Here is a 25,929-nt window from a genome sequence, read left to right as displayed (position 1 = left end):
ATGATCCAATATTTTGATCCTAAAACAGACAGCACTCGCAATATGAGTACCCGCGATCTTGGCACCCCGGAAAAATTTTCCGACGTTCAGGTCAGTATCGTAGTCGATGGCGTTAAAGTAACAGTCGCCGAAGGTACTTCAGTGATGCGCGCTGCGGCATTAGTCGACATCAATATTCCTAAACTCTGTGCCAGTGACAACTTAGAACCCTATGGATCCTGTCGCCTGTGCGCGGTTAGCATTGAAGGTATGCGCGGCATGCCAGCTTCATGTACCACTCCTGTGCGTGAAGGCATGAAGGTTGTAACGCAAAATAATGATCTGGCTAAATTACGCCGTAACATCATGGAGCTTTATATTTCAGATCACCCGCTCGACTGTTTAACCTGTCCAGCTAATGGTGACTGTGAGCTGCAAGACATGGCAGGGACCGTTGGTTTACGTGAGGTTCGTTATGGTTTCGATGGCGAAAATCATCTCGATGCCCCGACCGATGATTCTAACCCTTATTTCAGCTTCGACGCGTCGAAATGCATTGTTTGCTCGCGCTGTGTCAGGGCTTGTGAAGAAGTTCAGGGCACTTTTGCCCTTACCGTTGATGGCCGTGGTTTTGATTCAAAAATATCAGCTGGTCAAAATGACAAATTTATTGATTCAGATTGTGTTTCTTGTGGCGCCTGTGTTCAGGCATGCCCAACCTCGACCCTGATGGAAAAGTCGGTGATCGATCAAGGCCAACCTGATCATAGCATCGTTACTACTTGTGCTTACTGTGGCGTTGGCTGCTCATTTAGAGCCGACATGAAAGGCGACAAGGTCTTAAGAATGGTGCCAGACAAAAACGGTCAAGCAAACCAAGGCCATTCATGTGTCAAAGGCCGCTTCGCTTTTGGTTATGCCACCCATAAAGATCGTATTACCAGCCCGATGATCCGCGACAGCATTGACCAGCCATGGCAACAAGTCAGCTGGGAAGCCGCACTTGCCTTTGCCGCCAACCGCCTTAAAAGCATTCAGCTGCATCATGGCCGTGACAGCATCGGCGCAATTACGTCTTCGCGCTGTACCAATGAAGAAACTTATTTGGTACAAAAGCTGGTTCGCGCCGCTTTTGGTAATAACAACGTTGATACCTGCGCCCGCGTTTGTCACTCACCAACGGGTTACGGCCTTAAAGCGACCCTTAATGAGTCAGCTGGCACGCAAACCTTCGACTCGGTGATGGCTGCTGATGTCATTTTCGTTATCGGTGCTAACCCGACCGATGCTCACCCGGTATTTGGTTCATTGCTCAAGAAGCGTTTGCGTCAAGGGGCCAAGTTAATTGTGGTCGATCCTCGATCGATCGATTTGGTCGATGGCCCCCATGTTAAGGCGCAACATCACCTTAAACTTCGCCCAGGTACTAACGTTGCGCTGCTAAATGCTTTAGCCCATGTCATTGTTAGTGAAGGACTCGAAGACAAGGACTTTATCGCCGATCGTTGCGACGATAAAGCTTTCCAGCAATGGCATAGCCATATTAGCGATCCACGCCACGCACCAGAAAATACCGCCGAGATTACCGGCGTTGATGCGCAGGAGTTACGGGCGGCAGCCCGCCTTTACGCCACGGCAGGCAACGGCGCAATCTATTATGGCTTGGGCGTGACCGAACATTCACAAGGGTCGTCTTCGGTGATGGCGATTGCCAACTTAGCGTTGGTCACGGGCAATCTTGGCCGTGATGGTGTGGGGGTTAACCCATTGCGCGGCCAAAACAACGTGCAAGGAGCTTGTGACATGGGGTCTTTCCCCCATGAACTACCAGGCTACCGTCACGTTAGCGATAATGAGACTCGCGCGTTATTCGAGCAAGAATGGCAAGTGACCTTAGATCATGAGCCAGGTTTACGAATTCCTAACATGTTTGAAAGCGCGATTCATGGCAACTTTAAAGGTTTGTATTGTCAGGGCGAAGATATTGCCCAGTCAGATCCCAATACCCAGCATGTTCAAAAAGCCCTAACCTCAATGGAATGCATTATCGTGCAGGATATTTTCCTTAATGAAACCGCTAAGTACGCTCATGTATTTTTACCCGGCTCATCATTTATGGAAAAAAATGGCACCTTTACCAATGCCGAACGCCGCATTTCACGCGTTAGAAAGCTGATGCCAGCACTTGCAGGTAAAGAAGATTGGCAAGTGACTATTGCACTGGCTAAAGCGCTTGGTTATGAAATGAATTATGAGCATCCGAGTGAGATCATGGATGAAATTGCCCGCTTAACCCCAAGTTTCCATGGTGTTAATTATGATCGCTTAGAAGAGCTGGGCAGTATTCAGTGGCCGTGTAACGAACAATCGCCACTTGGCACGCCGATTATGCATACCAAAGATTTTGTCGGTAAGGCCGGTAGCTTTGCGATTACCGAATATATTGCGACCCCAGAAAAAGTCAATAAACGCTTTCCGCTGTTATTAACCACCGGCCGAATTTTGAGTCAATATAATGTTGGCGCCCAAACCAGGCGGACCCAAAACCAAGTGTGGCATGGTGAAGACAAATTTGAAATTCACCCGACCGACGCTCAAGATCGCGGCATTAACGACGGCGACTGGGTTGGCATTGCCAGCCGCGCTGGCACCACTGCCCTGCGCGCAAAAATTAGCGAGCGGATGCAGCCTGGTGTGGTCTACACGACTTTCCATCACCCGATGAGTGGTGCTAATGTGGTAACGACGGATAATTCCGATTGGGCGACTAATTGTCCTGAATACAAGGTTACCGCGGTTGAAGCAACCAAGGTGAGTGAACCGTCGCAATGGCAAGCTGACTATCAGCACTTTTCCAAGCGCCAGCAACACTTGCTTGAGCAAGCGACAATAACCAAACCTTAGGTGCTTAACATGGGATTAACTTCGGCATTAGCCGCTTTAGATCAAACGAGTTTAAATATGGCAGCAGACAATGAAAAGCAGCCTACTGCGACCAGTTTAAGCCATCAGGTTTGGCAATGGTCTGGTGGCGAAATAACTCAGCAGCCTAATGACATTGCTCAAGAAACAGCGGTTGCCTTAGTCTATAACGGTATTTCTCATGTGGTAATGATGGCTACCCCGGCTGACTTAGCTGAGCTAGCACTCGGCTTTAGCCTTAGCGAAGGCATTATTAATAGCGCACAGGAAATTTCACACATTGATATTTGCTCACAGCCACTGGGCATCGAAGTTAATATTAGTATTTCGTCACGGGCTATGTGGCACCTTAAGCAGCAACGCCGCAACCTGACCGGACGCACAGGCTGTGGTTTGTGCGGCGCAGAGTCGCTGCAACAAGCGATGCAAGCGCGGACATCGAAGGCCGTAATAGCGCAAGACTATCTAGCACCAGACAATCGATCTCTAGACAATGCAGAACCTGACAACAGCGCTAAAATTAAAGTGAGCGATCAGGCTATTCAACGGGCGGTTGCCCAGCTGCAACAGTATCAGCCATTACAGCAACTAACGGGCGCTGTTCATGGCGCTGCATGGTGCGATCTGCAAGGCAATATTATGGTGGCCAAAGAAGATGTTGGTCGTCATAACGCCTTAGATAAACTAGTTGGCTGCTTGCTAACAAGTGCAGCACCAATTACCGATCTTGCTATGGGTTTTGCGCTGATTTCTAGTCGTGCCAGTTATGAAATGGTGATCAAGGCAAAGTCAGCCGGGATCAGCATGTTAGTGGCGGTATCAGCACCCACTAGTTTGGCGATATCCTTAGCAGAGCAACATGGCCTAACCCTAGTAGGGTTTGCCCGCGATGGCCGCCATACTTTTTATACTTAACCATTTAACCACTTAATTAAGAACTTGAGCTAAGAACCTTATTTCACAACCTTAGTTAACAACTGGGCCTAACCAGCACCTGATAGCAATGAGTGAGAAAGAGCAATGTCCGATAGCAGATTAAATTCAATTGTTTTTATGGCCAATCAAATAGCCATCAACCTAGCCCATGGCAAAGAACAACAGCAATGTATTATTGAAATCGCCAGCCATATTCAAAAGTTTTGGGCCCCCAGTATGCGCCAACAACTGTTCGAAGCCATTGAACTCGATACCTTTGAGATTGAGCCACTCGTTAAGCAAGCAGCTAAGCAGTTGGTTCACTAAGCTAGCTCGATTACAACTAAATCAACGTGCCCATGCCTCGCGCCTCTGCGTGGCATGTTGCTAATGGCTTAGCCGTTCTTATCCAGAACTCAGGTTAAATATCACTTTCAACTATCAGCTTTCCCTTTGCCATTTTATCCGCTATTTTTATCAATACCTCCCCACTAGAGTTAACCTAAAATGGCCAATCTATTCGAGCTAACAACGACTGATTTAAGCAGCGAATTTTTTGAGGTACTAGCACAAGGTGAGTCAGTTAAGATTGAACGAATTGTCTCTAAAGGCCACCGTTCGCCAGAGACTGGCTGGTATGATCAAGCGCACCACGAATGGGTTGCTGTGCTTAAAGGTCAAGCGATTATCGAGTTTGACAATCAAACCTCGGTGACATTAAAACCAGGGGATCACTTAATCATTACCCCGCATCAAAAACACCGAGTAGCATGGACCGAGCCCGGCATTGAAACCCTGTGGTTGGCTGTTCATTATACTAATTAATTAATCTGTGCTGTGCGTTAATTGCGGCAATAAAAAACGCCAGTGATTTATAATCACTGGCGTTTTGCTGACCGTGCTATTACAACATTAAATAATAAGTTTGTTATAACCTAGCTAGTCGCAGTTTCAGCAGTATGCTTAACACAAGGCTCGATTTTTTCTTGACGTAATGACTTTACCAAACCCCACATCATGATAATCATCACGAACGAGAATGGTAAGGCCGCCGTGATCGAGGCCGTTTGCAATGCTTTAAGCCCGCCAACCATTAACAAGATTGCTGCCACAGCACCTTCGCCCATACCCCACATCACACGATGAGCGGTTGGTGGGTTTTCATTGCCCATCGATAAAATTGTAGTCACCACTAAGGTGCCAGAATCTGACGATGTCACAAAGTAAGTCGCTATTAACAAGGTCGCTAAAAATGCAGCTGCGGTGCCAAAAACACCAGCGTCTAGTTTATCTAGCGTGACATAAAGCGCTGACGTTACATCGGCTTTAACTGCATCGATAATGCCTGCTTGACCTGCCGCCGCTACTAATTCACCGGCTTGGTTAGTCACCTGATGAAACAGCTCAATATAAATTGCGGTGCTGCCAAACAACGTTAACCAGATAAAACCAAGGAAGGTCGGTACCAGTAAAACGCCAACGATAAACTCACGAATAGTTCGGCCTTTAGAGATGCGAGCGATAAACATGCCGACAAAAGGTGCCCAAGCCATCCACCAGCCCCAATAAAATGCGGTCCACCACGTTTGCCATTTGCTATTTTCGTTAGAATCAGTCCACGTACTAAGCGCTAATACATTACCAAGATAATCACCGGTATTTTGTAACAAGCTGCCCAGTAAATAACGGGTCGGGCCAAAGCATAATAAGAATACTAAAATACCGATAGTTAACCACATGTTGACTTCAGACAGGATTTTAACCCCACGCCCAACACCAGATACTACTGAAAGAGTCGCAATCGCCGAAATAACGAAAATCAGCATCATTTGATTATTCAGTGATACTTCCATGCCAAACATCGTATTAAGACCGGTATTCATTTGAGTAACACCAAGACCTAACGACGTAGCCACCCCAAATACGGTACCAAATACCGCAAGAATATCGACGGCATGGCCAATAGGACCATACATTTTATCGCCAATTAGCGGGTATAATGCAGAACGAATGGTTAATGGCAGTTTTTTACGGTAACAAAAATACGATAACGACAAACCAACCACGACATAAATGGCCCATGGGTGCAGACCCCAATGGAAAAACGTTAAACGCATCGCCATTTGTGCAGCTTCTGGAGTTAAACCCTCAGTAATAAACGGGTTGCTCTGAAAGTGATAAATCGGCTCAGCAATCGACCAAAATACTAATCCAATGCCCATACCGGCACTAAATAACATCGAAAACCACGAGAAATTGCTATATTCGGGACGCGAGTCATCATCGCCCAATCGTAAATTCCCGTACCGACTAAACGCTAGCCAAATACAAAAAAACAAAAATATCGCTACAATGCCAATGTAATACCACTTGAGATAATCCAGTATCCAACCTGAAACAGCATTAAAGAACGTCGCCGATTGTTCGGTATAAAATACACCGGCCAATACGAACGCAGTAATTATTGCCATTGAAAATAGGGTTGTTACGGGATTCATCCCCTTTAACCAACCATGATTTGCTGTCATGAAAAAACCGCCTTTTCTATTTGTTATTATAAAACAAAGAACCTAGTTAGTAGCTTTAACGCGATAAAATTACTAACCTGATTCTTTCATTACGTTTTGCTCAGCTATTAGTGTAAATAACCACTAATACCAATCCCATTAATTAAGTGACCACCTGTGCTTGATAAAACCCATTAATAGGGCGTTGCTCTCATTCCTAATAGCTAGCTATTACTCAATCGAGCGCCTTGTCTGAATTAATTTTATCCACGCACAACAAGATCATAAATTTAATGTAATTGGTATAAATTGCGCTTGTTCTTCACTCGTGAACAACCCACAACGCGCCTACTATTTAGACAGAGATGTGCCATATCAAGCTATCTATATGCGACATCGGTAGGACCTCAACCGACTAACATTTGAGCCTAACTTTACCAATAACAATAATTTAGTGATCGTTTTTATGAAGAAAAACAGATGGGAATAATATATGTGCGCCGACGTAGAGATTGCTGACAATCTTGTGCATCTCTGCAATTATACATAGACAATAAATAACGTAACGACCCACAGCCGCAGGCATACCACGCTAAATCTATCATTTGTTTAAATCACTAAGATGAAAATGTCATTATTGGGCTGATATTGACTAACTTAAGCTGAAGAAAGCTGGAAAATACCGACATCGGCGCCAATTATGCCATAAAAAAGCGCTAATTAGCGCTTTTGAATGATATTTTTGTCTGATAAGGATTAATTCGCGATGTTTTTTTGCATCGTATCGCTAAACCAATCAATAAAGTTAACTACACCAAATTCATAAGTCTGCGAATAAGGCCCAGGCTGATAAGCCATCGAGTTAATGCCTTTTTGATTGTTTTCGGCCAAGGTCCGATCTTGAGCATTGGTTGCATCCCACACGCGGCGCATTTGCTCGACATTATAATCTACGCCTTCGACCGCATCTTTATGAACTAACCATTTGGTCGTCACTTGGGTTTTTTGTGGCCCCAATGGTACGACCTGAAACGCAATGAGATGATCGCCCATGGCGTGACTCCATGAGTTTGGCAGGTGCAAAATTCGCATTGAGCCCATATCAGGATTTTTGATCCGGCCCATTAATTTTTTACAAGCCGCTTTGCCATCAATAGTCATCGAGACTGTGCCTTCCAACAACGGCATCCGAACTATCCGATTACGCAAACCATGGCCATGGGCAACATGCTTATATGGAATGCCTTCGGCTTCCCAAGTAGCCTGCTTTGCGGCGACTTGCGCTTTAAATTGCTCACTGGCGCGTGGGTCTTCAGTATCATCCCATTCCAATAGTGAATTTAGCAGCTCAGGGTGTGCACCATTGCAATGATAACATTCACGATTATTTTCAATCACGAGCTTCCAATTCGCGTCTTCAACTAACGTGCTTTCAACTGCAACTTTGGCATTATCTAAATCATAGGGTTCAAGATACTTAGTTAAGTCATCAAAGAAACCATCAATATTAGTTGGATTGTCACAAAGTGAAATGTAAATATAGCCACCAGCGGTGCGGCAATGGACACTGTGTAAACCAAAATCAGCCTTATCAAACTGATCGCCCATTTCGGTGCCCGCGAACAACAGGTTGCCATCGAGTTCATAAGTCCACTGATGATAAGGACAAACTAATTTAGGCACCTTGCCCTGCTTAACCAAGCACAGTTTAGACCCGCGGTGGCGACAAACATTGTGGAATGCTCTCACTTCACCGTTTTGATCCCGAATAATCGTAATTGGATTGTCGCCTACTTGCAGCGTAATAAAACTACCATTATCAGGGATTTCACAAGTAATGCCTGCGAACAGCCATTCTTTATAAAATATTTGTTCCATTTCTAGTTCAAAATACGCCTGATCATTATAAAATGGCTGCGGTAATGAATAAGAAACAGGGTGGGCTTCTAACTGCTGAGCAACTGACTGTGCCAATGTTTCAGCCGCACTAATATTTATGTTTTGTAGTTCGCTAATGCATGCCATGACTAATTCCTTTCGTAAACCAGTGTCTGTCACTGGATGTCGTTTTTAAGCTTGGCCAATTCAATTAATAACGAAAAATCGATGGCTCGGTGATTGTTATCATTTTGCCGCTCAGCGTCTGCTTCAATTTATCTAAAAGCGACCGTGTTATTTGTCAATTCCGACCAAACGGCGAGTACCGCATCAGAAATTGATCCGGATCAATTCACAAACTATTTTGCCAATTTTTTCCTCATTGGTTTAAACAACTAATAACGTGTCGTTTTCAGCTAAGTAGTTGGCCACTAAGTGCCGGATATTTGATACTGATAAAAGAGCTGAATCACGGGATCCTTATGAGTAGTAATTTACAAGACATCAACACCCAAACATGGATAAATGGCCGGCACAATGTTGAGTGCGTAAAAGTCATTGATGAAACCACCGATGTGCGCACCTATTGCTTTACATCAACCGAGCCTGTGATGCATTTTTTCAAGCCCGGTCAATTTGTTACCTTTGAATTGGAGATCGAAGGCGAGCAAATAATGCGAAGTTATACCATTTCTTCTTCGCCGTCAGTGCCATACAGTTTTTCGATTACCGTCAAACGTGTTCCTGGCGGGTTAGTATCGAACTGGCTGCATGACAACCTGAGCCAAGGTGATCATCTGGCGGTTCACGGTCCGGTCGGAGTATTTAACTGTATTGATATAACGAGCGAAAAAGTGTTATTGCTCTCAGGCGGGGTGGGCATTACCCCTGTAATGTCAATGGCCCGTTGGTGGTTCGATACCAATGGTAATGTCGACATTGTTTTTGCCCATAGTGCGCGCACACCAAGTGATATTATTTTTGGCCGCGAACTTGAATATATGGACTCAAGAATTACCAATTTCAACCTCAATCTTATATGTGAACGTTATGAGATTGGCCAAAGTTGGAGTGGGTTCAGCGGCTTCCTCGATGAAGATAAGTTAAGAATTATTGCGCCCGACTTTATGGAGCGCACTGTTTATTGTTGTGGTCCAACGCCGTATATGGTCGCCGTCAAAAAGATGTTAAAAAGCCTTGGTTTTGACATGGCAAACTACTATGAAGAAAGCTTTGGCGCGCCACCAGAAGAAGCGCAACAAGACGCTGAACAACAAGCAGAAGTTGCGGCTAATATCGTACTAGATCCAGACTCAATGGTCTCTGTTGAGTTTAGCACCACGGGTAAGTCGGTTAAAATCAATCCCGGTGAAACAGTACATGTCGCAGCATCTAGGGTTGGACTACATATACCTAAAGCCTGTGGTATGGGGATTTGTGGTACTTGTAAAGTGCAAAAAACCCACGGTGAAGTGGAAATGTCGCATAATGGTGGTATCACCGATGAAGATGTCGCAGCCGGATTTATTCTTACCTGCTGCAGCGTACCTATTGGCGATGTTGTCGTCGAATACTAGGCATATATCTGATTAAGCTGTAATAGCAACGGCCACCAGCTGATGGTCGTTGTCACTGATCGGTGTCAGACGCCAGATTAGCCTTAACAAATGCTTCTATTTTCTCGGCCGACATTGGTTTAGCTAAATAAAACCCTTGCACCAACTGACTGTGGCTTACAAAATCAAGTTGCTGTTTATTTTCAACTCCCTCGACCACGACATTTAACCCCAAATTATTGGCCATCGAAATCATAGCATTAACCAATTGAGTCGCTGCCAATTCATCAGGGACACTTTCAACAAATGAACTATCTATTTTAAGCGTATCAAACTGCGAGCGTCTAATATACTTCAGTGACGAATAACCAATACCGAAATGATCAATCGCTAAACTGAGTCCCATCTGGTGGAGCTGTTTCAAGGTCTTGCTATTTTTTTCGGTATTTCCCAGCAACACACTTTCGGTAATTTCCAGCTCTAACGCGGCGGGTTCTAAATTGAACTTGGCTAAAACATCCGCAACAATCTGCACTAAATCAGCATCGCGCAATTGCCTGGCCGACACATTTACTGCGACATACAATGGCATGCCAGGTTTATTTTGCCATTGCTTAATTTGAGCGCAAGCTGTTTCTAGCACCCACTGACCAATCTCATTGATAAGACCGATGCGTTCGGCGATCGGAATAAAGTCTTGCGGACTAACCTGCCCCAAGGTTGGATTAACCCAACGGAGCAATGCTTCAACCCCAGCAACGTTATTGGTAGTGACATTAATTAATGGCTGATATTCAAGGTAGAGTTCTTTTCGTGCGAGAACCTGACGTAACTCTTGTTCAATTTTAAGTTGTAGCAAGGCCTGATCATTCATTCTGTCGGTATAAAAACGAAAGCTATTACGGCCTTCATTTTTACATTTGTACATTGCTATATCGGCATGTTTGAATAGAACGGTGTGATTCTCACCATCGTCAGGATAAATGGCAATCCCGATGCTAACACCCACCGCCATTTCATACTGACAAAAAAGCACTGGCGCTGCGCAGGCTGCAATTATTTTTTCTGCGATCAACTCAGCTTCCATCGCGTCGCCAAGTTCAGGCAGCAATAAACTAAACTCATCACCGCCAATACGCGCTACGGTGTCACCGGCTCTAATGCATCCAGTCATTCGCTTGGTAATTTCTTTTAGTAAATAATCGCCAGCATCATGACCAAAGTTGTCATTAATCTGTTTAAAATGATCAAGATCTAGCATCATCAATGCCAAGTAGCCACCTTCTCGACGCGCTTTAATTAACGCTCTTTCGAGACGCTCAAAGGCTAACCCTCGATTTGGTAATCCGGTTAATAAATCAAAGTTTGCCTGATTAAATAATTGATCCTCATATTTTTTTCGCTCAGTTAAATCATTCACGCTAATAATAATGGCGGTGTCCTGACCATAACTCACTCGCTTGGCCGATACGCCCCCCCAAAATATCGTTTGGTCACCTTTTTTCAATTCCAATTCAATATTTTCAAGGTAACCATTACGAATCATCTCTCTTTGCATATTCCGATAATCTTTACGATTAACACAATAACCTATCGCCCTGTCGTAATTAGACGATGACAAATCAGGTTGAAATAATGTTTGTGCCTGGGCGTTAGCATACAAAATAATGCCATCACGAGGCCTAGAAATCACAATAGCCATCGGCGCACCATGAGCTATCGCACGAAAGTGTTGCTGGCTTGCATGCAATGATTTTCCTGTCTGCCAGTATTTGCAGCTCTGGCGGTATTGCAACCACAAACTTATCGTCACCCCCATCGCAAGCAGCATCGATAATAATAATAATAACACCATACTTTGACTTGAATTTTTCTCATAACTGCCCAGCCTTAATAAAATATCCGACTGCAATGGACTGACTACCGTTGTTTGCGTGAGCAGCGTTTTTCCTTCTTGATTATCGGTATAAAGCACTTTCCCTTGGCTGTTTAATAGCTCAACTTTATAGGCGCTATGAAGTGATTCTGACACCAAACCATCAAGTAATGTATCAATCCTATAAACACCAACTAACGTACCCATTAGCTGGTTTTCATTGATTATTGGTACATAGACTTCAAAAACAGATTCACCTCGCTCATTAACGTATTTATTGCTATAAACAACTTGTTTCAGCTGACTAATCTGCTCAGAAATACGTTTAGCTTCTGAATGCGACAAAACGGCTCCAATAAGTGATTCATTATGTTTATACGGAGCCATAGCAAGAATTGTAAATTCACGGCTCACCCAGATAATTTTAGCCAAACCAGAATGGTCGGTAATATAACGGGAACTTAGTGACTGAAAAGCAGGTGTACTCAGGTGCTGAAACGCAATTTGTGCGCTCGTAAGGTTAAGGAAGGTAATATGTGATTTAAGGCGGCGCTGCAAGGTATTTGTTAATGTCACCATTGCATTATCTAACTTTTGTTGCTGTGTACTAAGATCATTTCGTTGCATAAAAAAATAAAACGCTATTATGGCGCAAATAATCCCAGCGGCCGTTAATGCCGGTGGTAACCACGCAGGAGGCCCACCATCTTTTGTGATTTCAGACTGTACCACCTCGCCTTGAAAAGCAGGCTGTTTAATAAAATTTGAATTTCTTGGCTGAAAAGCAAAAAATAAACCGGTTACCAATAAAAAAAATGCGGCCAGCGAAATCTTGAACACGTTAAGTTGTTTGCTTGATTGTTCCTTTTTAAATAAAGGATCGACCCCCAGCTCCCAGTAGCCCTCAGGAAGCTTAATCCGTTGAGAAATTGTGTGCCGAGTAAAAACTTGCTCACTTCCAAAGAATGTATTACCACGGAGATCGCGTAACGCAATATGCCCGAGTGCTGATGCGTCGAGGGTGCCTGCATCTCGTAGTAGCGATTTGACATCCAGCACCATACTGACGATGCCCCACGTTTCTTGCTTATGGTAGATTGCTTGACGTCCAATTAAACCCACCCCCCCCTGACGAAGAGTTATCGGGGCCGTTAATGCCATAGAACGCTGCTCAATTGCCCTGCGTGAAACAATGCCACCACTGGGGCTAGGATCATTTAATAAGTCATAACCAAAGGCTTCTTTATTACCATTTAGCGGGGAGATGTACTCTATTACACCATTGGGCGCGACAGCAAAATTACGAATTCCTGAGCCAGTGATAAACAATCCCGACAAAAAAGTATCCAGCCGCTTCTTAGCTGCCGGCGTTATCTTTGCCTGCGGAACGATGTCTGTTTCGACAAAGGATGCTAACCCTTGCAGCAGGGCAAAGCGACTGTGAATGACTTGCGACAATTCACTGGCGTGTTGACTCAGCTGATGGCTAATCTCCACGCGTTCCTGCTCGACCAAGTATGTGTCATACCAAGTAGTTGCTTGCCACCACAGTGCAAAAAAACACAACAAAGCAATAATTATAAAATGCTTCGAATTTTGCTTTTTCATCAAGCGACGAACCGATGGTAACTGACTGAAGATGTCCATAAACAAACCTTAAACAATACTGACCAAAGTTTTATCTACCTATTTTAAATACTACTGTACCTAGGATTGAGAATGCTTAATCTCTGTATTTTATAACCGATTTAATTAGATAAAGCGGCGCTGTTTAATTTCTAAAATAAGTTCACATGCACACGATAAATGCCCATAGAGTTTAGTCTGTAAATGCAACAGCGACCGACTTTCAACCTAAAACAATCAGATCATCGACAAATTTATTTCTAATAAGCCTCCACTAGCCTTACTGATTTCGGGTTATTAACGACAAAATAGCGCTATTTCAATGTCGTAAATAGTCTTGATTATGGCGCTGGCGGAACTATTTACCGCCAGATCGCAAGCTAGTATCTTGGTACATCAGGGATAACTCCTTATCACTAAAAAATTAACGGCTGGCCTACTCAATTAACAGGGCTAACGGCGGAGATAGTAGATATGTTTTATAAGAATGACCAGATAGCAGGTTTCGATGATCAAATTTGGCAAGCGATTCAACGTGAAGATCGCCGCCAGCAAGATCATGTTGAGCTGATTGCCTCAGAAAACTATACCAGCGCCCGGGTAATGCAGGCGCAAGGCACCCAGTTAACCAATAAATATGCTGAAGGTTATCCAGGAAAACGTTATTACGGTGGCTGTGAACATGTCGATACTATTGAACAATTGGCGATCGACCGTGCCAAAGAGTTATTCGGCGCCAAGTACGCTAACGTCCAACCTCACTCTGGCTCGCAAGCCAATGCAGCAGTCTTTATGGCGCTGCTTAAGCCCGGCGAAACAGTGTTGGGCATGAGCTTGGCTCACGGTGGTCACTTAACCCACGGCTCTAAAGTCAGCTTCTCGGGTAAAATTTATAACTCGGTGCAGTACGGCCTAAACGAAAGCACTGGCGAAATCGACTACGATCAAGTGGCACAACTCGCTCAAGAGCACCAACCTAAAATGATTATTGCCGGATTCTCGGCCTACTCACGAGTTGTTGACTGGCAGCGTTTTCGTGACATCGCCGACAGCATTGGCGCGTGGTTATTTGTTGATATGGCCCATGTCGCTGGATTAGTCGCTGCAGGTCTTTACCCGAACCCGGTGCCTATTGCCGATGTTGTTACTACCACTACTCATAAGACTTTACGCGGTCCCCGCGGCGGTTTAATTTTGGCAAGAGACGAAGCGCTGGCTAAGCAATTAAATTCAGCGGTATTCCCCGCTGGCCAAGGTGGCCCGTTAATGCATGTTATTGCCGCTAAAGCGATTTCATTTAAAGAAGCAATGAGCCCTGACTATGTCACCTACCAAGCACAAGTTATCGCTAATGCACGTGAAATGGCCTCAGTATTTCAACTACGTGGTTATAAAGTAGTATCTGGCGGTACTGATAATCACTTATTTTTACTCGACTTAATCGACAAAGGCATCACCGGTAAAGATGCTGACGCGGCGCTTGGTCGCGCCAATATCACGGTTAATAAAAATTCAGTGCCTAACGATCCGCAATCACCATTTGTGACCAGTGGCCTGCGTATTGGCACACCAGCAATCACCAGTCGAGGTTTTGGACTTGACGAAGTATCGCAACTAACAGGTTGGATTTGTGATGTGCTGGATGACATCAACAACGAGCAAGTCATCGAGCAAGTGAAAAGCAAGGTACTCGGCTTATGTGATGCCAACCCTGTTTACAGTTAAATAATTTACGGCGCTGGCGCATGCATTGGCTGCGCCGATTAATTTAGTCATTTTTCAGCACAATAGCCTCGAGCTAGGCACGATAAAGAAGGTATGACCATGCAACAATATTCAGGGTTCGGCCTGTTAAAACATTCATTAAGTTTTCATGAAAACTGGCAACGCGTTTGGACCAATCCGGTTGCGAAAAAACACTATGACATCATCATCATTGGTGGTGGTGGCCATGGCTTAGCAACGGCTTATTATTTAGCAAAAGAACATGGCATGACCAACATTGCAGTGGTTGAAAAAGGCTACCTTGGCGGCGGTAATACCGCCCGTAACACCACCATTGTTCGTTCTAACTACCTGTGGGACGAAGCCTCACACTTGTACGAGCACTCACTTAAAATGTGGGAAGGATTGGCCCAAGAATTAAACTACAACCTCATGTTCAGTCAGCGCGGCGTGCTTAACTTAGGCCACACCTTGCAAGACATGCGTGACATCGAGCGCCGAGTTAATGCCAATCGCCTTAATGGCATCGACGGCGAGGTATTAAGCAATGCTCAAGTTCAAGAAATGGTGCCGATTTTAGATTGTTCTAAAAACGCGCGTTACCCAGTCATGGGCGCATCATGGCAAGCCCGTGCAGGTACAGCGCGTCACGATGCTGTCGCGTGGGGTTATGCCCGTGCTGCCAGCGCCTTAGGCGTTGATTTATTACAGCAAACTGAAGTGACTGGTATTCGTCAAAAAGATGGTGCTGTGATTGGGGTTGAAACCAACCGTGGTTATATTTCAGCAACCAAAGTTGCCTGTGTTGCCGCTGGTAATTCAACGGTTATCGCCAAAATGGTTGGTATGGAATTACCGCTTGAATCTCACCCACTGCAAGCGATGGTGTCTGAGCCACTTAAGCCAATTTTAGATACGGTAGTCATGTCTAATCACGTGCACGGTTACGTCAGTCAATCTGACAAAGGCGATTTAGTTATCGGCGCTGGCATTGATGGTTATGTCGGATACGGCCAACGTGGTTCGTTCCATGTGGTTGAACACACTATTGCCGCGATAGTTGAAATGTTCCCAATCTTTAGCCGCGTTCGTTTAAATCGCGCTTGGGGTGGCATTGTTGATACGTGTCCAGACGCCTGCCCGATTATTTCAAAAACGCATATCAAAGGTTTGTACTTTAACTGCGGCTGGGGCACTGGTGGCTTTAAAGCAACGCCAGGGGCTGGTCATGTCTTTGCACACACTATTGCTCATGACGAACCACATCCACTAGCCAAGCCGTTTACTATCGACCGCTTTACCTCTGGCCAACTTATCGACGAGCACGGCGCAGCCGGCGTCGCACACTAAAGGGAATATATCTTATGTTGCTTATCCATTGTCCCTATTGCGAAGAAGATCGCGAAGAAGAAGAATTTGCCCCGGCTGGTCAGGCGCATATCAAGCGGCCGTTAAACCCTGAAGAGCTCAGCGATGCTCAGTGGGCCGAGTATTTATTTTTCCGTAAAAATCCACGCGGCCTCCATCACGAGTTATGGCTACATGCGACCGGCTGTCGCAAGTTTTTTAATGTGACCCGTAATACCGCCACTTACCAAATTCTCGAATCCTATAAAATTGGCCAACAGCCAAGTTTCACTAGTGAGGGCGAAAAATGAGCCAAGTCAATCGTATTAATGCCAGCAACGAGCGAATTAACCGCGCCAACAGCCTGACATTCTCCTTTAATGGCAAGCAGTACCAAGGTTTTGAAGGCGACACCGTCGCTTCAGCCCTGTTAGCCAATGGCGTTGATGTTATCGGCCGTAGTTTTAAATACAGCCGCCCACGTGGCATCATCAGTGCTGATGCGCAAGAGCCTAATGCTATTTTTCAGGTTGGTTCTAACCAGGCAACGACAGTGCCAAATCCACGCGCAACCCAAACCGAGTTGTATCAAGGCCTAACCGCGACTTCAACCAATGGCTGGCCCAATGTAGATTTCGACATGATGTCGGCGATTGGCAAAGTTGGCGGTGCCGTGATGCCACCGGGTTTTTACTACAAAACCTTTATGTATCCGCAATCACTGTGGATGTCTTACGAAAAATTAATCCGTAAAGGCGCTGGTTTGGGCTGCAGCCCGCAACAACCAGATCCTGACACATACGACAAAATGCATCACCACTGTGATGTCATGATTGTTGGCGGCGGCCCAGCAGGTCTTGCGGCAGCCTTAGCAGCAGCCCGTACTGGCGCCCGTGTCATTATCAGTGACGAACAAAACGAGTTCGGGGGCCACTTATTATGCTCAAAACAAGCTATTGGCGAACAAGTGCCGACCCAGTGGGTTAACGAAGTCGTCAGTGAATTAGCCAGTTTAGACAACGTGATGTTATTGCCGCGCAGTACGGTGTTTGGTTATTACGATCATAACTATTTAGGCATTAACGAACGCCGCACCGATCACCTTGGTGAGCACGTTGCTGGCACCCGTCAACGCGTTCATAAAGTACGTGCTAAGCAAGTAATTTTAGCGACTGGTTCGCACGAGCGACCATTAGTCTTTGGCAATAATGATGTGCCGGGCTGTATGTTAGCCAATGCTGTTTCAACCTACATTAACCGTTACTCGGTAGTACCAGGCACTGAATTAGTGTTAATGACTACTAACGATAACGCCTACAAAACGGCGATTGATTGGCATGATACCGGCCGTAAAGTGGTTGCGATTATCGACACACGTAGCAGCGCTGACGGCGATTTAGTCAAACAAGCAATAGATCGTGGCATCACCATTAAGTTTGGTCATGGCATTATCGAAGTTAAAGGCAGCAAGCGCGTCAGTGGAGTCGACATTGCCAGGCTCAACACTCAAGGTGACCAAGTCACTGGCCCAGTTGCATTACTTAAATGTGATACCGTCGCTAGCTCAGGTGGTTGGAGCCCAGTGATTCACTTGTCATCACATACTGGCAGTCGCCCGGTATGGCGCGATGATGTTAACGGCTTTGTGCCTGGCGAAACAGTGCAAAAACAGCACGTTTGCGGTGGTTTGGTCGGCGATTATGCGCTGGCTAAAGTACTTGCAACAGGCTTTTCTACCGGGGCAACTGCCGCCCAAAAAGCAAGTTTTGGCAACGGCCATTACAGCGGCACCTTGCCACAAACCCAAGATCCGGTTGAGTCTGCAGCAATGGCGCTATTCCATATTCCGCACACCAAACCGACCAGCCGTGCGCCCAAGCAGTTTGTTGATTATCAAAATGATGTCACCGCTGCTGGCATTGAACTGGCTAACCGTGAAGGTTTTGAGTCGATTGAGCACGTTAAGCGTTATACCGCATTAGGTTTTGGTACTGACCAAGGCAAGCTTGGCAACATTAACGGCATGGCCATTACCGCTAAATCTTTGGGCAAAACGATTCCAGAAACCGGCACCACCATTTTCCGTCCAATGTACACACCAACGACCTTTGGCGCCCTTGCTGGTGCAGATGTTAAGCACTTGTTTGATCCGGCGCGCTTTAGCGCAATGCATCAATGGCATTTAGACAATGGCGCAGAGTTCGAAGACGTTGGCCAATGGAAACGCCCGTGGTATTTCCCACATGTAGGCGAAAGCATGCAACAAGCATTAGAGCGTGAGTGTGTAGCCACCCGTAACAGTGTCGGTATTTTAGATGCGTCAACCTTGGGTAAAATTGATATCCAAGGTAAAGATGCCCGTGAATTCCTTAACCGGGTTTATACCAATCCGTGGAGCAAACTTGCCGTTGGTAAATGTCGTTATGGCGTGATGTGTAAAGAAGACGGCATGGTGTTTGATGACGGGGTAACCGCTTGTCTTGATGATAACCGTTTTATCATGACTACCACCACTGGCGGCGCAGCAGGCGTATTGCAGTGGTTAGAGTTATGGCATCAAACCGAATGGCCAGAACTTGAAGTGTACTTTTCAACCGTGACAGACCAATGGTCGACCATGACCATCTCGGGCCCGAACAGCCGCAAGGTTTTAGAGAAAATTTGTCAGCAAGACGTTAGCAACGACGCCTTTAAATATATGGATTGGATCAATGCAACTGTCGCAGGGGTTAAAGCGCGGATCTTCCGGATTTCATTTACCGGTGAGCTCTCGTTTGAAATTAACGTTCAGGCTAACTTTGGCATGCACACGTGGCAAGCAGTGATGGATGCAGGTAAAGAATTTAACATTACCCCGTACGGCACTGAAACCATGCATATTTTACGTGCAGAAAAAGGCTTTATCATTGTCGGTCAAGATACTGATGGCTCGGTCACACCGCAAGATTTAGACATGAACTGGGTCGTTGGTAAAAAGAAAGAGTTTAGCTATATTGGTAAACGATCATGGACCCGTTTCGATAATCAGCGAGATGATCGCAAACAAATGGTTGGCTTAAAATCGAAAGATCCTAAATTTGTATTGCCAGAAGGATCGCAAATCGTATTCGAAAAGGATCAACCGATCCCAATGACTATGGTTGGCCATGTCAACTCTAGTTATTACAGTGCTTGCTTGGGTTATTCAATCGCATTAGCAGTAGTGAAAGGCGGCATTAACCGCCAAGGTCAAACGGTTTATTTACCGCTAGCCGATGGCACTACTGCTGAGGCCGAGATTTGCAGCCCGGTGTTTTATGATCCAAAAGGAGATCGTCAAAATGTCTAATTCCATTATTAGTGATGTCATCAATGATCCGAGCTTAGCACAGTCACCATTGCACCATGGCGACCTCGAAAATCTAGCCGCCTACACCAGCAACGGTGGAGTGATCCTTAAAGAGATCAAATTATTAGGTCACCTAAATTTACGTGGCAATGCTCAAGATCCTGCTTTTGTCGCAGGCATAGAGCAAACACTGGGATTGGCTTTGCCAGTAAACCCGTGCGAAAGCGCTAGTAGCGGCGAGACCCAAATTCTGTGGCTAGCGCCAGATGAATGGTTAGTGATTGTCGCATCGGGCACCGAAGCTGAAGTTGAAGCAAAGCTAAGATCAAACTTAACCGGCCATTTCGCCGTCAGCGATATTAGCGGCGCGCAAACCATTGTCAATTTAGCCGGTAAAGATGTGATTAACCTAATGAAAAAATCGACGGGTTATGACATGCATTTAGCTAGTTTCCCAATTGGCAAGGTCATTGGCACGACATTCGCCCAATCTGGCGCTATTATCAAACGTACCGGTGAGTTAGAGTTTCAACTGGTGATCCGTCGCAGTTTTTCTGATTATATTTGGTTATGGATCCAGCAAGCTAGCTTAGAATATGGCCTGACTATCGCGAAATCATAAAGCTAAACTAAACTTAGCTAAACAAGCCCTGCCATATTAACACCGCCAATCAGCCTTCTGATTGGCGGTTTTCGGAGAACTATATGTCCACCACCAATTTACAAACGCAGATCATTACCGCGAGCTGTCCAAGCAAACCAGGTACGGTCGATGTTGTGACCAGTTTCCTTTATCAGCAAGGTTGCTACATTAACGAAATTCATTCATTTGATGATACCGACAAAGATCGTTTTTTCATTCGGATAGAATTTAGACCAGATCAAGCACAGCAGTTTGATCGTGCCAATTTTATTGCCACATTTAAAGACAAGGCTGCCGCTTTTGAAATGGACTGGCAGCTCTGCGCTAAAGCCAACAAAACTAAAGTGGTGATCATGGTCTCGAAACATGATCATTGCCTCAATGATCTACTTTATCGTTATCGAACCGGAGATCTAGACATTGAGATCATGGCGATCATTTCTAATCACCCAGATCTAGAAGAGCTAGCAACGTGGCATGGTTTACCTTATCACCACCTGCCAATCTGCAAAGAAACTAAACCGCAACAAGAAGCTCAGACGTGGGAAATCATTGAAAAATCTGGCGCTGACTTGGTGATATTAGCGCGTTACATGCAGGTATTATCAAGCGAGATGTGTCAAAAGTTATCGGGCTGGGCGATTAATATTCATCACTCATTATTACCAGGCTTTAAAGGCGCACGGCCTTATTATCAAGCGTATGATAAGGGCGTTAAGCTCGTCGGGGCCACCGCTCATTACGTCAGTGACGATCTTGATGAAGGGCCAATCATTACCCAAGGCGTCGAAACCGTGGATCATTGTTGTTATCCAAAAGATCTCGCGGCAACTGGGCGTGATATTGAATGCCTGACTTTGTCACGCGCGGTTCGTTATCACATTGAACATCGAATATTTGTCCACGATAAAAAGACCGTAGTTTTCGCTAAATAGTAACAATGCCAACAGACGGGTTAATGATTATTAAAAAGATCCTTAACTCGTCTATTTTAACGAATTAAGGATCATAATTCGCTGGTGTTTAAACCTAATTTTTAATAACAGGAATTGAGCAACCAAATCACAGCATTTATCAAAAGCCCAGCTATTATTAATTGATACATTGGAGGTATAAATTATGTTTAGCAATAACTACGGAACCTACCGAGGTTTTATTCGTTCACATCTAGATAACGTAAAAAATAAATTAGGCTATTATCAGGCACAAAAAGATCTAGATTGGTCCAAGGTCAAACGATTGGTTTTTGTTTGCCAAGGCAATATTTGTCGTTCGTCTTATGCCCATTATTTAGCCCTGCAGAACACAGACAAAGTTGCCTCGCTTGGTTACGCTACTACAACAGGGCAAGCAGCTAATGAGGTCGCAGCTAAAGTGGCTATGGTACGGGGAGTTGACCTTTCACAGCATTTAACCACAGATTTAACTGATTTTATTGTCAGTTCAGGGGATTTGTTTTTGGTAATGGAGGATCGCCACCTCGATAAAATCACATCAGTATTAGAACATTCCGATGTTCAAGTGAGCTTACTTGGCTTATTTTCTTCTCCGAGTAGCGCGTTAATTTACGACCCCTTTACCCACAGCGAAGCCTATTTCAATAGTTGTTTTAATCGTATTGACTCAGCGGTCAATCAAGTCGTCACTCTCTTTGCAAATGCTCGTTCTTCTTAAGCTATTTGGCTTGTGCTATTTTTCGTAATACGTTGCGCATATCTTGCCAGAAGGGGCGAGGATCCTGCCAGTTAAACACAAAGTAATGACATTTAAAACTACAGTAACTGGTTATTAGCGACCATAAACTTTGGCTGGCCGAAGATTTAAAAACGGGGTCGTTAATTGCTTTTTTCTGAAATGAAATTCGCAGCAGTCTTTTTACTTCAGGGATCATGTATATCGCGCTCACTAATCGATAGTTAGTTTGTTGCACCGATTTATTATCACCAAACAATTTAACTAAGCCAGACGCAAAACCAACACCGCTGTAATATGACAGCGCTAAACTTCCCCAAAATCGGCCGTTAATTTCCATCAAAATATATTGTTGGCGCTTAGCACAAAATCGATACTCAACCATTGCAACTCCTTGCCAATTAATTTTCTTTAATAATGCTTTTGATTGCTCAAGGCAAGCTTGATGCTGCGATAGCTCTACCGAACGGCACCGCGTTGATGTGCCACCTTCAGGCGGCCATTCATGTTCTCTAATATGCTGAAACTCAAGATGAACCTCACCATCTTTACATAAAAAGAACTGGCCAAGCCCAACGCCATGACAATAGGCCTGGATCAGAGGGAAGCACCCGATGCTCTGATAGGGCGCAAGCAATTCGAACAGCTGTTGATAGTTAAGCGCATACAATAATTTATGAAGAGTTAAACCTTGTTGTTGCAGCTTAGTCTGAACTTGTAACGGATTAGCCCACTTTAATACCAATGGGAAGGTTAGTTCCGCTGCAATATCATCAAGCTCATTTAGCTCTTTTATCAGCCATGTTTTAGGACAATCGATACCTACGCTTTTAGCGTAGGTTATCGTCGACGCTTTATCTAACACAATGTCCATTTGGCGTGATTGTGGGATCAACAGCTTTAATTTAGGCTCAAGCGTAGCCCGGCTCTCATTTAATAGCGCAATGTCTGACTCGCTAATTGCAATTAAGCAAGACAGTGGGTATGTTTCAGATAGTGATACTAATTGCTCTATTAGTAACTCCTTGGTTGATGCTCTAATCTCACTTTGGTGACAATGCTTTGAAGCATGCCCAATGCAACCATTGGCACCGATACCAATGGTTCGGTAACCGTGCTCAGCCAAATCTCTCAAGATAGTTAAACCAATCGGTGTATTTACACTTAGCACTATAATTGACTTCAATGATGACTCCATTTAAATAACAGTTTTTAGGCTGTCGTAGCAAAAATTTGCCCCAGCCCGAGTTAATGCTTGTGGGTAACTGCCCTGTAACGATACTGGGTGTTGCGTGACATTAATTTTAGAATTCGCTAACTGCTTGAAATCAGTGGTGACAAAGCGCTCTGTGTTATTCGCCAAAAATTGACAGATTGTTTTAAAACGTTGCTGGGTTAATTTATTGCTGCAAATATTATGATACTGAAAATTGCTGATTTTAAAAAATTCAAACGGATGAGTTAAGATGCACACGCTATCTAATTGCTGCTGATGAGCCTGATTTAAGATTGTTATGATTTCTTTGGCAGAACAGGCTGTAACGGCCATACTACGAGGCACCGGTTTACCGCGAACCGAATAAGAGTTAAAAGTGGTCAATGGCAGATCAATCACACCTTCTATCTCATGAAAGCCATGGTAGTTTTGCAGCTTAACCGATGCCGGTGGCGAAATTCCCATAGCAACATTTGAAGATAACGGTATTTTGAGTTTCGCTAATGATTTAAAGGTTTCAATATCACATGAGAAACTGCCCGTTCTAACTGCTACCGGCCTATCAGCACCTAGCTTAATAAACCGCTCAATCGCTTCTGCAAAAATATCGTTCATTTCGTGTGCCGACCTTCCGCTCGAGTGGTCGTTGTACTTTGTTGAAACAACAGTACCATTATCAAAATTAGTCCAACACGGATGTACATGCAGTTGGATATCCTGCTGGTAGGATTGTATTTTTTCAACCACGTCGCTCATAGAATCGTAGCCAAAGTAACGGCTTTGCAACGACTCAGTGAAAAACGTAGCCTTTAGTTGATGTTTGGCTAACGTTGCCAGGATAAAACCCAAACCATGGCTCTCACTATTTTTATAGCCATAAACGGGCTGTGTTAGTAATGGTTTATATCTTGACGGGTCACTAAAACAACCAGCGATCGACGCTTCAACATCTATCGTAATAAATACTTTGGTTTTATTCATGACAGCTCACCTCGATTAAAAATTGGCAGCTTTAGCAATAAATTATTAAAATAGTTACGGTAGAACTTTTTGCTGTTTTCTATCGGATGACCAATAAAGAGTATTAATATAAATATACCAATAACAGTAATGCTGTGATTAACTGCTGCGCTTAATTCAAACTTAGATAAAACTGCGGTAAATAATTCAATCAAGGGTTGGTGCAATAAATACAGCGTGAATGTGAAGTTAGCCAAATGCCTAATTAATCTGGTGATTTTATTTTCAGTAATCTCAAAACTAGCAAACAAAATTCTAGCTGATGCGAAATTAGCAACAATAATCATCGTTAATAAATAATCACTTAAAAAATTGCGCGAAAAAGCAAATTCGAGAAACAACTCGGGCGGTAGCCAACTTTCAAACATATTCCAGCCAACACTAGAAATTCCATAACTAATAAATAAACTAAAAGCCAAAACAGAACAGATAAAAATAATGGAGTTTAATGTTAGTGAACAATTACCAAGAGGGTTCTTTCGATACAGCCAAACCCCAATCCACCAACAAGGTGCTAACATCGCAATTTTAGGCCCAACCACAAACAAGATGCAGACTAGCATTGCTACGCCCCATGAGCGCGAATAAAAAACTACCGCAAACATAACGTAATACCAAACCTCATAATTTATCGACCAGTATGGTACATTGCTCAACGATTGGATCGAGACGACCCAGAGTTCATTGGTAAAGGCTAAGCTAGATAATATGCGAACCGCGATTAAGTCATAATGATCGCCATATAACTCAGGGGCAATTTGATTACCCAATAAGTCTGCAGCCAATGTCAGTATGATTGCAGGCAATACCACTGAATAAATTCTTGATGCCCTATTTACTATAAATTCTGAGATATGTTTTTCTTTAACATCACGACAAAATGCAATGATAAAACCTGACATAACAAAAAATATCACAACAGCTTCATGCCCCATATGAAAGAGGGGATTCGACAACTGAAAATCTTGATTAGAGTGATACAAAAAGACAAGTAACGCAGCCAAGAACCGAATAATATCGAGATATAAAGAAAACGAACGAGACATTATTAAATCCTTTTACATGCTTCCAATAATTAACGTACAACAGCAGTTATTTTCTTATCTTGATATTTTAAAATTAAGAACCGTAACCTTAGTTGAGTCTAGTACATAACGATCCTTAGGCAAGTTGCGCTTTAAAAATATTGAGAAAAGGTTGACGGTTACCATTCTGTGACGAGGAAACTTTTATCGCACATACGAAAAACGCCCCAGCATTTCTGCAGGGGCGCTATCCTAAATAGGTGATTGGCAATGGCTAAGTCGTTCTTTGCGTGGCTGCAAGCTTGCTCTCGTAACGACTACGTCGTTGACGATTAATCTTGTCTTTTGTACTCCGCTAGCAACGACGATCCTGAGCTTATTATATTTTTAGCGCACAAACGAAAAAAGCCCCAGTTTTTCGACTGAGGCTTTATTCTAAATAGGCGTCTAACAATGGCTAAGTCGCTCTTTCCGTGACTTCGACTCTACTCTAGCACTGACTTCGTCAGCGGCGAACGTCCATGGAGTTGATAATATTATTATATTGCAGACGCGAAAAAGCCGCTGAAAATTAATGCAGCGGCTCTATCTAATACCAATTCCGTTAATTTTGTGATCTAATGCGGCTTATGTAAAGGGAGCGTATATGACTCAAACTATTTCACAATTAATTG

The 25,929-nt window shown here is 44.2% G+C and carries 18 protein-coding genes; 12 read left to right on the top strand and 6 right to left on the bottom strand.

Annotated elements, in window-relative coordinates; translation table 11 throughout:
- The 4 genes from fdhF to HRU23_00820 all read left to right on the top strand — a co-directional run bounded on the left by fdhF (nt 1) and on the right by HRU23_00820 (nt 4,641).
- The gene (fdhF, locus tag HRU23_00835) at nt 1-2,883 is read left to right on the top strand and encodes a formate dehydrogenase subunit alpha (protein ID NRA52673.1); all 2,883 of its coding nucleotides are present in this window, start codon (nt 1-3) and stop codon (nt 2,881-2,883) included.
- Nucleotides 2,884-2,940: 57 nt separating this feature from the next.
- Nucleotides 2,941-3,816, top strand: coding sequence for a formate dehydrogenase accessory sulfurtransferase FdhD (locus tag HRU23_00830; protein ID NRA52672.1), 876 nt, complete (start codon nt 2,941-2,943; stop codon nt 3,814-3,816).
- A 105-nt stretch (nt 3,817-3,921) separates the two neighbouring features.
- Nucleotides 3,922-4,143, top strand: a complete 222-nt coding sequence (locus tag HRU23_00825) for a formate dehydrogenase subunit delta (protein NRA52671.1) — start codon at nt 3,922-3,924, stop codon at nt 4,141-4,143.
- A gap of 180 nt (nt 4,144-4,323) precedes the next feature.
- Complete coding sequence (locus tag HRU23_00820; GenBank protein ID NRA52670.1) at nt 4,324-4,641, top strand: cupin domain-containing protein; 318 nt, start codon at nt 4,324-4,326, stop codon at nt 4,639-4,641.
- Nucleotides 4,642-4,751: 110 nt separating this feature from the next.
- Here the strand turns inward: HRU23_00820 and HRU23_00815 are convergent, their stop codons facing one another.
- Together HRU23_00815 and HRU23_00810 are read right to left on the bottom strand one after the other, a co-directional pair.
- Complete coding sequence (locus HRU23_00815) at nt 4,752-6,344, bottom strand: BCCT family transporter (protein ID NRA52669.1); 1,593 nt, start codon at nt 6,342-6,344, stop codon at nt 4,752-4,754.
- Nucleotides 6,345-7,079: 735 nt separating this feature from the next.
- A complete protein-coding gene (locus HRU23_00810) occupies nt 7,080-8,348 on the bottom strand; it encodes an aromatic ring-hydroxylating dioxygenase subunit alpha (GenBank protein NRA52668.1) in 1,269 nt (422 codons plus the stop codon).
- Nucleotides 8,349-8,683: 335 nt separating this feature from the next.
- Between HRU23_00810 and HRU23_00805 the strand changes: the two genes are divergently transcribed.
- Nucleotides 8,684-9,778 (top strand): hybrid-cluster NAD(P)-dependent oxidoreductase, encoded by a 1,095-nt coding sequence (locus HRU23_00805; GenBank protein ID NRA52667.1) that lies wholly within the window; start codon nt 8,684-8,686, stop codon nt 9,776-9,778.
- Between the two features lie 52 nt (nt 9,779-9,830).
- Here HRU23_00805 and HRU23_00800 read toward each other — a convergent pair whose 3' ends face one another.
- Nucleotides 9,831-13,280 (bottom strand): EAL domain-containing protein, encoded by a 3,450-nt coding sequence (locus HRU23_00800; GenBank protein ID NRA52666.1) that lies wholly within the window; start codon nt 13,278-13,280, stop codon nt 9,831-9,833.
- 453 nt (nt 13,281-13,733) lie between these two features.
- On the opposite strand from HRU23_00800, the gene HRU23_00795 reads away from it, so the two are divergent.
- The 7 genes from HRU23_00795 to HRU23_00765 all read left to right on the top strand — a co-directional run bounded on the left by HRU23_00795 (nt 13,734) and on the right by HRU23_00765 (nt 21,976).
- On the top strand, nt 13,734-14,984 hold the full coding sequence (locus HRU23_00795; protein ID NRA52665.1) for a serine hydroxymethyltransferase: 1,251 nt from the start codon (nt 13,734-13,736) through the stop codon (nt 14,982-14,984).
- 99 nt (nt 14,985-15,083) lie between these two features.
- Complete coding sequence (locus HRU23_00790) at nt 15,084-16,334, top strand: sarcosine oxidase subunit beta family protein (GenBank protein NRA52664.1); 1,251 nt, start codon at nt 15,084-15,086, stop codon at nt 16,332-16,334.
- Between the two features lie 14 nt (nt 16,335-16,348).
- Nucleotides 16,349-16,642 carry a sarcosine oxidase subunit delta gene (locus HRU23_00785; protein NRA52663.1) on the top strand — a complete coding sequence of 98 codons (294 nt, stop codon included), beginning with the start codon at nt 16,349-16,351 and terminating at the stop codon, nt 16,640-16,642.
- A complete protein-coding gene (locus tag HRU23_00780) occupies nt 16,639-19,659 on the top strand; it encodes a sarcosine oxidase subunit alpha family protein (protein ID NRA52662.1) in 3,021 nt (1,006 codons plus the stop codon). The genes HRU23_00785 and HRU23_00780 overlap by 4 nt, the downstream gene beginning before the upstream one ends.
- Nucleotides 19,652-20,281, top strand: coding sequence for a sarcosine oxidase subunit gamma (locus HRU23_00775; GenBank protein ID NRA52661.1), 630 nt, complete (start codon nt 19,652-19,654; stop codon nt 20,279-20,281). Before HRU23_00780 ends, HRU23_00775 begins: the two co-directional genes overlap by 8 nt.
- An 83-nt stretch (nt 20,282-20,364) precedes the next feature.
- Nucleotides 20,365-21,237, top strand: coding sequence for a formyltetrahydrofolate deformylase (purU, locus tag HRU23_00770; GenBank protein NRA52660.1), 873 nt, complete (start codon nt 20,365-20,367; stop codon nt 21,235-21,237).
- A 184-nt stretch (nt 21,238-21,421) separates the two neighbouring features.
- Nucleotides 21,422-21,976 carry a hypothetical protein gene (locus tag HRU23_00765; GenBank protein ID NRA52659.1) on the top strand — a complete coding sequence of 185 codons (555 nt, stop codon included), beginning with the start codon at nt 21,422-21,424 and terminating at the stop codon, nt 21,974-21,976.
- Between the two features lies 1 nt (nt 21,977).
- Here the strand turns inward: HRU23_00765 and HRU23_00760 are convergent, their stop codons facing one another.
- From HRU23_00760 to HRU23_00750, 3 genes are read right to left on the bottom strand one after another with little or no spacing between them, the layout of a single operon-like run.
- The gene (locus HRU23_00760) at nt 21,978-23,180 is read right to left on the bottom strand and encodes a carboxylate--amine ligase (protein ID NRA52658.1); all 1,203 of its coding nucleotides are present in this window, start codon (nt 23,178-23,180) and stop codon (nt 21,978-21,980) included.
- A gap of 12 nt (nt 23,181-23,192) precedes the next feature.
- Nucleotides 23,193-24,191, bottom strand: coding sequence for a hypothetical protein (locus tag HRU23_00755; GenBank protein ID NRA52657.1), 999 nt, complete (start codon nt 24,189-24,191; stop codon nt 23,193-23,195).
- Entirely contained in the window at nt 24,188-25,276 is a 1,089-nt protein-coding gene (locus HRU23_00750; protein NRA52656.1) for an acyltransferase, read from the bottom strand. The genes HRU23_00755 and HRU23_00750 overlap by 4 nt, the downstream gene beginning before the upstream one ends.
- Nucleotides 25,277-25,929: the final 653 nt, after the last annotated feature.

The organism is Gammaproteobacteria bacterium (genome assembly GCA_013214945.1).
GTDB lineage: Bacteria > Pseudomonadota > Gammaproteobacteria > Enterobacterales > Psychrobiaceae > Psychrobium.
The sequence above is the reverse complement of the archived record's forward strand: the minus strand, read 5'-3'. Positions and strand labels throughout refer to the sequence as shown.

Coding starts and splice junctions, on each gene's coding strand:
- HRU23_00800 (NRA52666.1), bottom strand. CDS start 13,280: ATGGACATCTTCAGTCAGTTACCATCGGTTCGTCGCTTGATGAAAAAG.
- HRU23_00825 (NRA52671.1), top strand. CDS start 3,922: ATGTCCGATAGCAGATTAAATTCAATTGTTTTTATGGCCAATCAAATA.
- HRU23_00775 (NRA52661.1), top strand. CDS start 19,652: ATGTCTAATTCCATTATTAGTGATGTCATCAATGATCCGAGCTTAGCA.
- HRU23_00750 (NRA52656.1), bottom strand. CDS start 25,276: ATGTCTCGTTCGTTTTCTTTATATCTCGATATTATTCGGTTCTTGGCT.
- purU (NRA52660.1), top strand. CDS start 20,365: ATGTCCACCACCAATTTACAAACGCAGATCATTACCGCGAGCTGTCCA.
- HRU23_00785 (NRA52663.1), top strand. CDS start 16,349: ATGTTGCTTATCCATTGTCCCTATTGCGAAGAAGATCGCGAAGAAGAA.
- HRU23_00795 (NRA52665.1), top strand. CDS start 13,734: ATGTTTTATAAGAATGACCAGATAGCAGGTTTCGATGATCAAATTTGG.
- HRU23_00820 (NRA52670.1), top strand. CDS start 4,324: ATGGCCAATCTATTCGAGCTAACAACGACTGATTTAAGCAGCGAATTT.
- HRU23_00805 (NRA52667.1), top strand. CDS start 8,684: ATGAGTAGTAATTTACAAGACATCAACACCCAAACATGGATAAATGGC.
- HRU23_00780 (NRA52662.1), top strand. CDS start 16,639: ATGAGCCAAGTCAATCGTATTAATGCCAGCAACGAGCGAATTAACCGC.
- fdhF (NRA52673.1), top strand. CDS start 1: ATGATCCAATATTTTGATCCTAAAACAGACAGCACTCGCAATATGAGT.
- HRU23_00755 (NRA52657.1), bottom strand. CDS start 24,191: ATGAATAAAACCAAAGTATTTATTACGATAGATGTTGAAGCGTCGATC.
- HRU23_00830 (NRA52672.1), top strand. CDS start 2,941: ATGGCAGCAGACAATGAAAAGCAGCCTACTGCGACCAGTTTAAGCCAT.
- HRU23_00815 (NRA52669.1), bottom strand. CDS start 6,344: ATGACAGCAAATCATGGTTGGTTAAAGGGGATGAATCCCGTAACAACC.
- HRU23_00810 (NRA52668.1), bottom strand. CDS start 8,348: ATGGCATGCATTAGCGAACTACAAAACATAAATATTAGTGCGGCTGAA.
- HRU23_00790 (NRA52664.1), top strand. CDS start 15,084: ATGCAACAATATTCAGGGTTCGGCCTGTTAAAACATTCATTAAGTTTT.
- HRU23_00765 (NRA52659.1), top strand. CDS start 21,422: ATGTTTAGCAATAACTACGGAACCTACCGAGGTTTTATTCGTTCACAT.